Below are 13,131 nucleotides of genomic sequence, written 5' to 3' on the forward strand. Positions count from 1 at the left end.
CTATGAAGATTGGTATAATTGGATACGGGTTACGGATTAGGTCTCTGCACGTTCTCTTATCAAAAGTATTCCCGGATTGCAAAGTCGTCGCTATTGTCGATCCTCGTATAGAGGAGATCAGAACAGATATGGGGGCCGAAGCGGAATCTATCACTTTTTTTGAAAGTGCAGATGAGATGCTTCAGCATATGCAATTAGATGGCGTAATGGTGGGTACACGATGTGATTTACATACGGATATCGCACTTAAGATACTAGAGAGGAATTTGCCACTTTTTCTCGAAAAACCGGTGGCTACGAATATCTATGATTTAACTCGATTAAAAGCAGGATATGAAAACTCGAAGTCGCAAGTTGTTGTCTCCTTCCCCTTGCGCCATACAGCATTGGTTGAACTAGCTAAGGAGATCGTTGACTCTGGTAAACTTGGCACTGTAGAGCACGTACAAGCTGTGAACAATGTTCCCTATGGCGGTGTATACTATCACAGTTGGTATCGAGACGAGCAGATTACCGGAGGCTTATTTCTGCAGAAAGCTACACATGATTTCGACTATATTAACTATTTGGTAGGGCATAAGCCCTTAGCCATTTGCGCAATGAAATCTAAGCAGATCTTTAAAGGAGATAAACCCGCCAATCTGAAGTGTACGGATTGTGATGAAAAGTATACTTGCGCCGAAAGTACGATCGTGAATCAAATTGGAGAATTCTGCAGCTTTGCTGAGGATACCGGAAACGAAGATTCAGGTAGCGCACTAATTCATTATGAGTCAGGGATGCATCTCTCCTACTCGCAAAACTTCTTCGCCCGCCGTGGCGCAGCAAAACGTGGAGTACGGTTACTCGGCTATAAGGGAACTTTGGAATTTGATTGGTATACGAATAAACTGGAGATCCATATGCATCATGAACCACGAATTGAAACGCATCAACTTGATGTTGATCCCAATGGACATTCGGGAGGAGACTCCAAACTCCTCCATAACTTTATCCAGGTTATGCGAGGACGAGAGCAATCTCTCACTTCACTGGACGACGGCCTCCTAAGCGCATTAATGTGCATAAAGGCGAATGAATCGGCCAATACGAACACTTTCTGCAATATAAATTGGGACTGAGAAATTAATAGTCATATCGGTAATTAAAGAGGTTATCCTGTAGCAACCATGATTATGGCCTGCGTAGGATAACCTCTTTTTTCTGACTTAGCTTAATTAAATATCTTACTGCTTGTACAACTCGACATCATCAAAAGCAGAAGTAACAGAAAAAATTATAACTTATGCGGCGATCGCTCTATACCATACTACCAGCAATCAATAGAAGAAAGATAAGCAAAAGTAAAATTACGCTTATAACAAATCCAGCTATCCCCATTCCTTTACCCCTCATGGAGTTAAAAGACAAAGAACCAAATATCACTCCCAAAATAGGTAGGATAATCATGGGTAGAAACAATACTATAAATATACTATCTGGGATATCATCAACATCATTAACTAACAAGATAACAAATAAAAATAAGCCCACTAGACTTGAAATAAATGAGGCTACTGCACAGCCATTCCGATCTACTGTGTGGCCTCGTCTGAATTCTGGTTGTATATTCTCCATATCTACCTCCATCTATTTTTTCCCTCTTAATGCTAATATATGTATGTAGAAACACTATCATAAATCTCTATATTTTTCTATTATGTTTCTTTTTTCAACGATAGTATTTTAAAAAGTCACCCTCACCTGTTAGACATAAAAATACCCCTTAGATAATCATATCTAAAGGGGTATACCATCGCAATTTACTTTTATAAAAAAACCGCTTAATTTCGGATTAGATAATCGAAAGCACCTAAAGCCGCAGTAGCGCCAGATCCCATTGAAATGATGATCTGTTTATACGGACTATTGGTACAATCGCCGGCAGCAAACACGCCAGGAACGTTCGTAGCACCATGGCTATTAACAACGATCTCTCCGCGAATGCGTTCAACTGTGTCACCTAACCAATCTGTATTTGGAACAAGACCGATTTGTACGAATACACCCTGCAATTCAACATGATGTGTTTCGCCTGTCTCACGATCAATATAGGAAATACCGTCGACTTTGTCCGTTCCGGTAATTTCTTTGGTTTGAACGTTCTTATGCACAGTCACATTAGGTAAGCTGTAAAGACGGTCTTGTAAAACAGCATCAGCTTTAAGCTCTGGAGCAAACTCAAGAACGGTTACATGCTTCACAATACCAGCAAGATCAATTGCCGCCTCGATACCTGAATTACCGCCGCCAACAACCGCAACATCTTTACCGATGAACAAAGGACCGTCACAATGCGGGCAGTAAGCCACACCTTTGTTCTTGAACTCTACTTCACCAGGTACACCCATATTACGCCAACGTGCGCCTGTCGAAAGGATTACTGTCTTACTCTTGAGAACAGCACCGTTTTCGAGTTCGATTTCAATGAGATCCTTCTTTTCTAGACGCTTAGCGCGTTGAAGTTTCATCACATCAATGTCGTACTCTTTCACTTGTTGTTCAATATTCGCCACGAGCTGAGGACCTTCAGTATGTTTCACACTGATAAAGTTCTCAATGCCCAATGTATCATTGACCTGACCGCCAAAGCGTTCAGCAACAATACCTGTCCGAATACCTTTACGTGCCGCATAAATCGCAGCACTTGCACCTGCTGGGCCACCGCCAACAACAAGTACATCATAAGGAGCTTTATTATCAAACTCTGATGCGTCCGGAGCATTACCCAGCTTAGCAAGAATTTCTTCAACGGTCATACGACCGCTTTCGAAAAATTCACCATTCAGGTAAACGCTTGGTACAGACATAATATCCTTGCTTTCAACCTCTTCTTTGAATGCTCCACCGTCAATCATCGTATGAGTAATACCAGGATTGAGGACACTCATCAAGTTAAGAGCTTGCACAACATCAGGACAGTTATGGCAGCTTAGGCTGATATAAGTTTCAAATGTATATTCGCCACGAATGCTTTTGATTTGATCAATTACATTCTGCTCAACCTTGGGAGCGCGTCCGCTAACTTGCAGTAGAGCGAGTACTAATGAAGTAAACTCGTGTCCCAATGGTGTTCCAGCAAATGTTACACCTGTGTCTTCACCTATACGATTGACACTAAAACTTGGTGTTCTAGGTAGTTTTGTTTGCTCCAACGTGATCTTAGAAGACATGCTGGCAAGTTCATTTACCAGAGCAAGCATCTCAGCAGATGCATCATCGGCGCCTGCACTAACTTTAAGTACAATATCACTTTCCAAAAGACCGAGATATTGTTCTAATTGGTTTTTTATTTCTTGGTCTAGTGCCATTTATATTACCACCTTAAATTTTACCTACAAGATCTAGGCTTGGTTTCAGTGTTTCTGCGCCTTCCGACCATTTCGCTGGGCAAACTTCACCTGGATGGTTACGAACATATTGAGCTGCTTTAATTTTGTTTACAAGAGCACTTGCATCACGGCCAATGCCACCAGCTGTAATCTCAACAGTTTGGATCACACCGTCTGGGTCAATGATGAATGTACCACGATCAGCTAGACCATCAGCTTCGATCAGGACATCAAAGTTACGAGAAACCACATGGGAAGGATCACCGATCATAATGTACTTAACCTTACCAATTGCAGCAGAGCTTTCATGCCATGCTTTGTGTGTAAAGTGAGTATCCGTTGAAACGGAATACACTTCAACTCCAAGGCTCTTTAAAGTTTCGTATTGGTTCTGTAGATCTTCAAGCTCTGTAGGACAAACGAATGTAAAGTCCGCTGGATAGAAGCATACTACACTCCATTTACCTTTGAAATTTTCTTCGGAAACCTCGATGAATTTGCCTTCTTGAAATGCGTTTGCTTTGAATGGTAGAATTTCTGTTCCAATTAGTGACATGTTTTTTATATCTCCTTTTAGTTTGTTTTATAGTTGATAGTATATTCTTGAGCTGTGAACAAAACAATTTGAATACACTTGTTAATAATCATTCTCAACTAAATCACGAAATATGTCAAGCTATTTTATAATAATTCTAATCTAAGAACTGTTACATTTCAGTGAACTCATTATTTATTCTGCTGCTAATTACATCAGAGTATTCATTTCCTGAGTCATACCGAACAGTTTTAATTAGTATTCTCTACTTTCTGTCTCTTCCCCTTCTTTCCATTCACTTAAATGATAAGTTTTCAGTTAAATATCGTATATATTGTTACTTCCTTTTTCAAATATAATATAATTGGACTATCTATCTAAACTACTATAGAGGAGTAACATTACGATTATGATCAAAAGACTCACTGAACTATTTTCAATCCCCTCTTATGCCTTACTTTTTTTATGTATGTTACTACAGGGAATGGGAGTTTCACTCAGCGCACCCTTTTTATCGATTTATTTCACTGAACAACTCGGAGTATCAGTCGGGATATTTGGTATTTTTCTAGCAGTCACGTTAATTGTAGGGATATGGATCAGTACGCTAATCGGAAGACGCTCTGACCATGGCTTGAATCGAAAGAACATTTACCTCATCTCCACACTCTGTAATGCTCTTGCTTATAGCGGATACTTACTTTTCCAGGATTTTACGACCCTGTTTATTTACATGACCGTGTTCACCGCCCTCGGTGCACCAGGGATGCCTCAATTGTTCGCCATTGCTAGAGAAGCTGTGAATAAGAGTCATTTAACTGATCATGCGTTTGCTAATTCTACTCTACGTTCTGCTTTCTCTCTCGGCTTTATTACAGGTCCATTAATCGGTACCCTACTAATTGCTGCTGTTGGATTTAAGGGGATTTTCTCGGGCACGATCGGAGTTTTCATGATTGTTGCCTTACTTATTACCCTATTTCTCAAATCAAATACAGAACTGAAACCCAGTAATACTAAAGTAAAAGTGACAAGTTTCCGGCTGAGTCAGAACCGTAATATTCTGCTTCCTTTTCTGGTTTTAACACTCATGTATATAGCTCACTGGACGAGTAGCATCAATACCGCCCTATTTATTACGCACAATCTCGGTGGAACGACAAGTGATGTCGGTCTAGTCAGCAGTATTTGCGCTGCACTGGAAATTCCTTTTATGATTACGCTTGGTCTACTCAGTGCAAAGTATAGTAACCGAATCTTGATGATGTGTGGTGCCATTTTAGGAGGAGCTTATTATATCGTGGTCCTTATCTCAGGTGCTATGTGGCAGATGCTTGCAGCTCAAATTCTACTCGCTGTTTTTGTTGCCGTTATCTCAGCGATTGGCATTAGCTACATCCAAGATCTGCTTCCAAGCATGCCTGGGTATGCATCCACGCTCTACTCAAATGCATCAACGATCGGAAGATTGATTGGTAGTCTTGTTGGTGGAGGATTAGCCAGTATTGTAGGTTACCGTTATTCATTTGTATTCTGTTTAATACTCGTCATTATTTCTTTAGTCATGCTCGCGGTTAGCGGCCGTCACTCTTTAAATGAACCAAAGAGATTAGCGGTTTAATCCGCCTTTTAACCCTGTGAATTGATTAAGCCGAAATGAAACGTAAGGAGCTTTCTCTCCTAAAGAGTTGCCAAAAAAATTTAAAAAGGCCACGAAACCTATTCCCAAGGTTCCGTGGTCTTTTAGCATTGTCTACTTATTATTGCGATTAGGCATTTTCAAATCATCTCAAGAATAGTGAAGTGCCAAGGATTGCAACGTATATCTCATAAATTCTGCAATGAACAGTATGATTGGTTTATGAAGTGGTATGATGTTTGCGTTAAACACAGGTAGAAATATGGATATTCACTCTACTTCAAGTAGGTTCCTGTCACTCCAATTCCACCGTTACCGTTCAATACATACACTCTCGCATTTCCTTTGCCGGAGCATATCAGAGTAATCGTGCCGCCCGTAACAGTTTTGGTATCGCCAGTTACCGCATCCACGTAGGTTCCGTTCGGAATTCCGGTAAATGTCGCATTTCCCGAGATCGTAACCAGTGCAAAGCTATCAATTCCTTTCGTACTGTCGGTGTATCTTCTTTTAAATGCCAAATCACCCGTTACATTCTCTGTAGAATATTGGCCTTTTTGCAAGGCTGGGACAGCTCTTCTGATTAAATTGAGTTGTCTGATATGTTTTGCCAAAGGATAATTCAATGAATCCGCAAGTGTGCCGGTAGCATTGGTATATTTACCGTAATCTTGAACCGTAACACTACCCTCAATGAGATCTCCAAAGTAAGCACGCCCTGTTGAACTGAGTGGTGCATTTGGACCTACATCGATGACTGATCCTTTTTTGAATTCAACTTCAGAACCATAGTAGATCGCAGGTATTCCTCGGAAGGTGAACATCAAAGCGAGATTCTCAGCCCAAGTGTCTTGTGTCCCCGCAAATCTTTGATTTTCTGGTGCTTGGTCAGGCGCATAGTCATGGGAGTCAATATAAGTAACATTCCAGGTAGCATCGTTATAAAATTGATCCCCGCTCTTCATACTGAATGCTTCCTGTGCAGTTTTGAACGCCCAATGCATAGGAAAGTCAATGACATCCATACCTGATTTCATCGAATAGTCAGGAGCATGATAATTATTACCTATTAAAAAAGCATTGTTCGAGGTTGGCTGTCCTACTGTAGTAGAGTTATCCGCCCACTCTTGTTCAACTGACAACTTGTTGGAAGCGTAATCATTTGTGCCGTCGCCCGGATAGGATTTCGAACTTTTCCAAGTATAAAATGGTGTCGATATTGCTGGAATCCCACTGTTCCACACATCTCTGTACCGAGTAGCCACTTCACCAAATACAAAGAAGTTTGAGCCCCCTCTTGTTTTCCAAGCAGGAACATAGTACTTGTTAAAAATATACCGGCTCACATGCTTCACAGTATCGACCCGGAAAGCATCAACACCCATGTCTATATATTGATTATAGCTGTCAATTAGATACTCATTAACTACAGGATTCTCCGTGTTCAAGTCCACCGCGTCTCCTGCAATCTGTCCTGTCTGTACGGTGTAAGATTCCCAGGAAAGACTTTTCTCGGTATGGTACATGTTATTGTTGGTCTCCGCATTTTTCATTATTGCGAGTCTTGCCTGATATTGCTGATCAGGGGTCATGGTATCATAGTTAGCTGGCAGCTTATCCGTAATTTTGATCATGTTATTCACAGTGTCCGCTGCAGTTGGATCTTTCTTGAACATAGGTAACAAATTCTCTTCACCAAAATTACCAGAATGATTAACGACGACATCCTGAATAACCTTTATCCCCTTGGCGTGAGCCTCATTGATCAATTCCTGATAAGAAGCTCCCGCTGATTCATACCTTGGATCTACTTTGGAAAAATTTATTGCATGGTATCCGTGATAATCATAACCGCTGGCATTCTGCACAACAGGCGTAATCCAAATAGCACTGAATCCGAGGGCTTTAATGTAATCGAGCTTCTGGATCAGTCCCTTAAAGTCACCTCTCCAAGCTGGGTCTGAATCCGAATTTCCTGCCTTGGTATCATCCCATGCATGCACGTTGTTACTCGGATCGCCATCATAGAATCGGGAAGTAATCACGAAGTAAATGGTGTCTTCACGGAAATCGCCCTTATTTCCAATAGAATAGACAAAGCTCTGTTTAGTTTCATTTCCGGCACCGTCTATCACAAGAAACTTCAGTGTCGTGGTCTTGTTGATAAGGATGGACGGTCCTGTCAAAGCAGTTAAAACATTTCCTGAGACATAGACATTTGAGCTAGTGGTTGGTTCCGTACCATTATCCGTGTAATAAGCTGTTGTCGTTGCGGTCTTGTTGTCTTTTATATTAAAAGATACGGTAACCGCTGAACTTGAATTCCCAACAGGCAAATTCGCTGTTATGGTTGGGGCTTGCAGATCGATATTCAGGTCAATGACATAAGCAAAAGAGCCTACACTGCCTGCTTGACCGATGGAGTTAACCCCGTATGCCTTAATAGTCATAGTAGATGATACTTGGATTGGAGTGGTGTACAAGGTAGAGGATGTCGTAGGTGTCGACCCGTCTGTCGTATAGTAAATTTTATCGTCACTGTTGACACTTGAAAGCTTCACGGTTTGTGCAGAATCATATGTTTTCGGCGCTAACGAGACTGAAATCACGGGAATCTTGGGAATCTCCGGATTAGCGTCATACCACACATTATCAGCGTTATACCATCCCTCTTTCACACTGCGGGACAAGTCGGCAGTCTGTTTGCCGTTACCATCATTAAAGATAAGGCTTGTGCCGGTGGCGTTGGCAATACTATAGCTGTACCAGTCATTTCCGTCCGAATTCATTAGAACTCCCGGCCACGCTCCGCTTATTGGAACAGTTGTCGGATTTAGATTCCAGTAATGGATTCGGATCGATGAATTCCAGCTTGATGGTTTCTTAAAATGAACCGTTAAACCCGCCGGAGTTGGCGTAGGAGTAGGCGTTACTGTTGGTGTCGGCGTAGGTGTTGGTGTTGGTGTTGGTGTTGGTGTTGGTGTTGGTGTTGGTGTTGGTGTTGGTGTTGGTGTTGGTGTTGGTGTTGGTGTTGGTGTTGGTGTTGGTGTTGGTGTTGGTGTTGGTGTTGGTGTTGGTGTTGGTGTTGGTGTTGGTGTTGGTGTTGGTGTTGGTGTTGGTGTTGGTGTTGGTGTTGGTGTTGGTGTTGGTGTTGGTGTTGGTGTTGGTGTTGGTGTTGGTGTTGGTGTTGGTGTTGGTGTTGGTGTTGGTGTTGGTGTTGGTGTTGGTGTTGGTGTTGGTGTTGGTGTTGGTGTTGGTGTTGGTGTTGGTGTTGGTGTTGGTGTTGGTGTTGGTGTTGGTGTTGGTGTTGGTGTTGGTGTTGGTGTTGGTGTTGGTGTTGGTGTTGGTGTTGGTGTTGGTGTTGGTGTTGGTGTTGGTGTTGGTGTTGGTGTTGGTGTTGGTGTTGGTGTTGGTGTTGGTGTTGGTGTTGGTGTTGGTGTTGGTGTTGGTGTTGGTGTTGGTGTTGGTGTTGGTGTTGGTGTTGGTGTTGGTGTTGGTGTTGGTGTTGGTGTTGGTGTTGGTGTTGGTGTTGGTGTTGGTGTTGGTGTTGGTGTTGGTGTTGGTGTTGGTGTTGGTGTTGGTGTTGGTGTTGGTGTTGGTGTTGGTGTTGGTGTTGGTGTTGGTGTTGGTGTTGGTGTTGGTGTTGGTGTTGGTGTTGGTGTTGGTGTTGGTGTTGGTGTTGGTGTTGGTCCGGCCGCAAGGGTCACATAGTCGATATTGATATTTCCAGTATCATCGGTGTCATATTTGTAAGCGATCGTATTATTCCCTGCCTGTAAGGAGAGCGTTTCTGTTTGGTCACCCCATGCATCCCAGTTTGCCAAGTTCGCCAAAGTGGTCTGCTTTACCTTTGCTCCATTTACATAAATGGTAACTTTTTTGGCACTGCCGGTCGCATTGGCGTAGTGGAGCGTGGCATTATATTCCGCCGAAGCGGAAGACTGAACGTTGAAAGTAGTCGTCGCTCCTGTAATTGTGTAACCATCAACAAAACCAGTTCCCGAATATCCGGTGTGATTCGTATTTATTGTTGCGCCACCTGATAAGCTAGCACTCTCAGCTTCGTATTTTCCAGCAACCGGAATAACAACCGTCCAATTCTTGCCTCCGTTGCTATCCCAACTATCCGTTGGGGCCGTGATGTGATAACAATAAATAAGTGTGGCGCCCTCCTGGACATTGATATTCGCCGTAAACGTGGTTCCATTCTTGGACATGGCTGTGTCCATAATATCCGTCCAGTTATTCGAGGTCCAATGCAGTGTTACAGCAGTCGCTGTAGAGTTTGTATAGGTGACTGTATAATCATTGTTGCTAGCCGAAGCCCCACCGGATAATCCGAATAAGCTACAGCAAAGCGAAAAAATGACTAACCAAGAAACAAAACGCCTTGATTGTTTTCGTAGCAAATAAAAAACCTCCTTATTAATTTTAAATACAAATCACTCCGTGCAAACGTTTGCAATTATAAGAAAAAAAATTACTCGATATTATCAATCTCCTCCTTCGTAGAAGCATGGAAAAATATCATTGTATGCGTTTACAAATAGAGCTGTAAAGAAGTCGTAAAATTACAATTAGATCCATATATAATGATTTTTCCCTGTTTTCGATTATAGGCTTCAAACTTTTCCTGGTCAATACAACTTTTAGACTATAAATCCAAATCTTTAGAGGTCTAATTACGTAGTTCAATCGTTTTCATTCACCAGAAGCTTTTAGGTAAACATATTAAATGCTAGCTTTGTAACAGTTTATGACTCACTACCGTATCAATCAAAGTTTATAACAAAAGGGAGAACATATTAGTTAATATGTACCAAGGCTGTCGAGAAAGTCTCGACAGCTATTTTTACGACTTAACAACTACTCATTCTTTACTTCTTTAACTCTAAATAATTCATGCTATATTCTTCTCCCAAGAAATTCATCACCCCAGAAAATCCATGAACTTCCCATTCCCCATCCTCATTTGGAGTGAAAATATATTCTCGTTTCCAATCCTTTAACTTCTCGTCATCACCAACATATTCTTCCATAATCCTTAAACTAGTTACATTGAAAAATTCATTCTCGTAGTAACTCTTATCAATGACCGCATTTGTTACAGTTATTCCTTCATGGAAGACAGTTGGGTAAAATGTATCCTGTATTACATACATACCAGACTCCGACTCGGGCACGGATTCCATTGTATTTAGAAAAAAGATAGATAAAATATCTTTAGAATACTTTCCAAACTCTTCGTCAAAAGATTTCTCTAATTCCTCATACTCCGTTATTGAGACTTTTTCTCTCAACGCTAAATCAATAATGATTTTTTCCTTCTTCTCAACCATTTGAATGGCAGTTTTTATATCGAAATCAATACTTTCTTCTTTGATCGGCTTTAACTGTTCTGATGAATTACACGCAGATAAAATAAAAAAGGCCATAACGAGTAATAATTTATAATAAGATCTCATGATCACCTATCCCCCTATATTTTCAAATATAAGATGCCCCCCATTACTTAATACTATCGTTATTCAAAGGTTTTGTTTCAAATATAGAAACTTTTTCTCTTTTTTTGAATCTTATTTCTCAATATTTTATTATGAACAACATACGAAAGAGAGGTGAATCCATTGAAGCAATACGAAGTAGCTACACTGAAAAAAGGACTTCTAATTTTAGATGCTTTACAAGAAAAGGATATGACTCTTCGTGAAGTTATACAAACATTCTCATTTAATAAATCAACAGCCTTTCGTTTGTTATATACCCTTGAAATAATGGGCTATGTTAAAAAGATTGATAATTCCTATAGTCTTACTAAAAAGATGGGGTTTTTATCTACTTCCTTTAACTCAAAAGCAAATTGGTTATCGGTTCCACCTTTATATGAGCTGAGTAGAGAAGTTGGAGAAACAACCTATGTTGGAATCCTTTATGGTACGGAAGTAGTCACCTCACAAGTTGTTGATGGCACTCATTCAATGAGGGCACACTCCGAGGTTGGTGACAGGGCTCCTGTACATTTAAGTGCTCTAGGAAAAGTCATATTAGCTTTTTTAGATAAAACCAAGCTCGATGAAATCCTTAAAGAATTGACATTAGTTCAAAATACAAAAAATACATTTGTAGACTTGCACTTATTAAAAGAACATCTAAAGGTCATTCGTAAGCAAGGATACGCAGTAGATGACGAAGAGACAGAAATAGGTTTACGCTGTATTGCTGCTCCTGTCATCTTTGAGGGAAATATGATTTCAGCAGTTGCGATATCTGGTCCAGCCCTTCGGTTGAATAAAAAATTAGATAGAACTTTAAGCAAAAAACTTATTCAATGTAGTTCACGTATTTCGAAAATGCTTTGATGGAAAACACCCTAAAATATGAGGAAGGGGATTATGATGAAAGAGATGTCAACAAAAGTATACATTGCATTATTTTCTTTGGCCATTAGTGCTTTTGCCATTGGAACAACCGAGTTCGTCATTGTCGGTTTACTTCAAACAGTTGCTGATGATTTATCTATTTCGGTGACAAAAGCTGGCGCTTTAATTTCTGGTTATGCAGTAGCAATAGCTGTTGGAACTCCAATTGTTACAGCTATTACAGGGCGTATTCCGAAAAAAGGATTTTTACTAATCTTAATGATGGTTTTCATTCTAGGTAATGCATTTTCGACCATTGCAGGAACCTATGAGCTATTAATGATCTCACGAGTTATTACTGCTATCGCACATGGGGTATTTTTTGCAATTGCAGCTACAGTTGCTGCCGATATCGTACCAGAAAACAAAAGAGGAACAGCTATTTCAATTATGTTTACCGGATTAACAGTAGCAACCATAGCTGGTGTTCCAATGGGGACTTATATTGGACAAGAGTTTGGTTGGCGCGCTACATTCGGTGCGGTAGCTATACTCGGCATTATTGGACTAATCGTAAATGTATTTGCTGTTGATAAAGTGAGCAGACCAACAAATCCTCCAACTCTTAAAGATGTAGGACAACTTGTGAAAAATAAACGAATTCTACTGGCACTATTAATGACCGCATTAGGTTTTGGTGGAACTTTTGCGTTATTTACCTACCTCGCTCCTATACTGGAAACAATCAGTGGCTACTCAGCTGGATCTATTTCATTGCTGCTTTTAGTTTATGGAGTTGCCGTTGCCATTGGAAATATAGTAGGTGGGAAAATGGCCAATCAGCATCCCGTTAAATCATTACGCTTCGTCTTTTTACTCCAAGGTATCGTACTTTTATTACAAATAATACTACTACCTAGTAAAGGATTAAGTATTTTATCTATTATTTTGTTAGGTTTGTTTGCATTTATGATGTCTCCAGGAGTTCAAGCGTACATTGTAATGCTTGCTGAAAAATTGGTTCCTTCTGCAAAAGATATTGCATCTGCACTTAATATATCAGCTTTTAATGTAGGGATCGCTGCAGGATCTACCTTAGGTGGATTAGCAGTAAACTATTTAACGTATTTAGATACGGCATGGATTGGTGCGATTATGGTGGCATTCGCCTTTCTTCTATCCGTACTGAATTATAAATTAGATAAAAAACAAAAATTATTTTAAGGG

Annotated in this window: 9 protein-coding genes; 4 read left to right on the forward strand and 5 right to left on the reverse strand. The window is 40.5% G+C overall.

Annotation, left to right across the window (positions count from 1 at the left end):
* The first annotated feature begins 2 nt into the window (after positions 1-2).
* On the forward strand, positions 3-1,121 hold the full coding sequence (locus EJP82_RS18665; protein WP_127193590.1) for a Gfo/Idh/MocA family protein: 1,119 nt from the start codon (positions 3-5) through the stop codon (positions 1,119-1,121).
* A 178-nt stretch (positions 1,122-1,299) separates the two neighbouring features.
* Here the strand turns inward: EJP82_RS18665 and EJP82_RS18670 are convergent, their stop codons facing one another.
* From EJP82_RS18670 to ahpC, 3 genes are all read right to left on the reverse strand, one after another.
* Positions 1,300-1,617, reverse strand: coding sequence for a hypothetical protein (locus tag EJP82_RS18670; RefSeq protein ID WP_127193591.1), 318 nt, complete (start codon positions 1,615-1,617; stop codon positions 1,300-1,302).
* A gap of 206 nt (positions 1,618-1,823) precedes the next feature.
* Positions 1,824-3,350 (reverse strand): alkyl hydroperoxide reductase subunit F, encoded by a 1,527-nt coding sequence (ahpF, locus tag EJP82_RS18675; RefSeq protein ID WP_127193592.1) that lies wholly within the window; start codon positions 3,348-3,350, stop codon positions 1,824-1,826.
* Between the two features lie 13 nt (positions 3,351-3,363).
* Positions 3,364-3,927 carry an alkyl hydroperoxide reductase subunit C gene (gene ahpC / locus EJP82_RS18680; protein ID WP_127193593.1) on the reverse strand — a complete coding sequence of 188 codons (564 nt, stop codon included), beginning with the start codon at positions 3,925-3,927 and terminating at the stop codon, positions 3,364-3,366.
* Between the two features lie 388 nt (positions 3,928-4,315).
* Between ahpC and EJP82_RS18685 the strand changes: the two genes are divergently transcribed.
* On the forward strand, positions 4,316-5,527 hold the full coding sequence (locus tag EJP82_RS18685) for a sugar efflux transporter (protein ID WP_127193594.1): 1,212 nt from the start codon (positions 4,316-4,318) through the stop codon (positions 5,525-5,527).
* Between the two features lie 293 nt (positions 5,528-5,820).
* On the opposite strand, the gene EJP82_RS18690 is transcribed toward EJP82_RS18685, so the two are convergent.
* A complete protein-coding gene (locus tag EJP82_RS18690) occupies positions 5,821-9,954 on the reverse strand; it encodes an alpha-amylase family glycosyl hydrolase (protein ID WP_170220231.1) in 4,134 nt (1,377 codons plus the stop codon).
* Between the two features lie 468 nt (positions 9,955-10,422).
* Entirely contained in the window at positions 10,423-11,010 is a 588-nt protein-coding gene (locus EJP82_RS18710) for a hypothetical protein (RefSeq protein WP_127193595.1), read from the reverse strand.
* 162 nt (positions 11,011-11,172) lie between these two features.
* Here EJP82_RS18710 and EJP82_RS18715 point away from each other — a divergent pair, with 162 nt between their 5' ends.
* Both EJP82_RS18715 and EJP82_RS18720 read left to right on the forward strand, forming a co-directional pair.
* Complete coding sequence (locus EJP82_RS18715) at positions 11,173-11,904, forward strand: IclR family transcriptional regulator (protein ID WP_127193596.1); 732 nt, start codon at positions 11,173-11,175, stop codon at positions 11,902-11,904.
* 33 nt (positions 11,905-11,937) lie between these two features.
* Entirely contained in the window at positions 11,938-13,128 is a 1,191-nt protein-coding gene (locus EJP82_RS18720; RefSeq protein WP_246054266.1) for an MFS transporter, read from the forward strand.
* Positions 13,129-13,131 lie beyond the last annotated feature (3 nt).

This window comes from Paenibacillus anaericanus (assembly GCF_003994475.1).
Classification (GTDB): domain Bacteria; phylum Bacillota; class Bacilli; order Paenibacillales; family Paenibacillaceae; genus Fontibacillus; species Fontibacillus anaericanus.

Bases quoted from the DNA above. Each gene is read 5' to 3' on its own strand.
- EJP82_RS18665 (WP_127193590.1), top strand. From the start codon at position 3: ATGAAGATTGGTATAATTGGATACGGGTTACGGATTAGGTCTCTGCAC.
- EJP82_RS18670 (WP_127193591.1), bottom strand. From the start codon at position 1,617: ATGGAGAATATACAACCAGAATTCAGACGAGGCCACACAGTAGATCGG.
- ahpF (WP_127193592.1), bottom strand. From the start codon at position 3,350: ATGGCACTAGACCAAGAAATAAAAAACCAATTAGAACAATATCTCGGT.
- ahpC (WP_127193593.1), bottom strand. From the start codon at position 3,927: ATGTCACTAATTGGAACAGAAATTCTACCATTCAAAGCAAACGCATTT.
- EJP82_RS18685 (WP_127193594.1), top strand. From the start codon at position 4,316: ATGATCAAAAGACTCACTGAACTATTTTCAATCCCCTCTTATGCCTTA.
- EJP82_RS18710 (WP_127193595.1), bottom strand. From the start codon at position 11,010: ATGAGATCTTATTATAAATTATTACTCGTTATGGCCTTTTTTATTTTA.
- EJP82_RS18720 (WP_246054266.1), top strand. From the start codon at position 11,938: ATGATGAAAGAGATGTCAACAAAAGTATACATTGCATTATTTTCTTTG.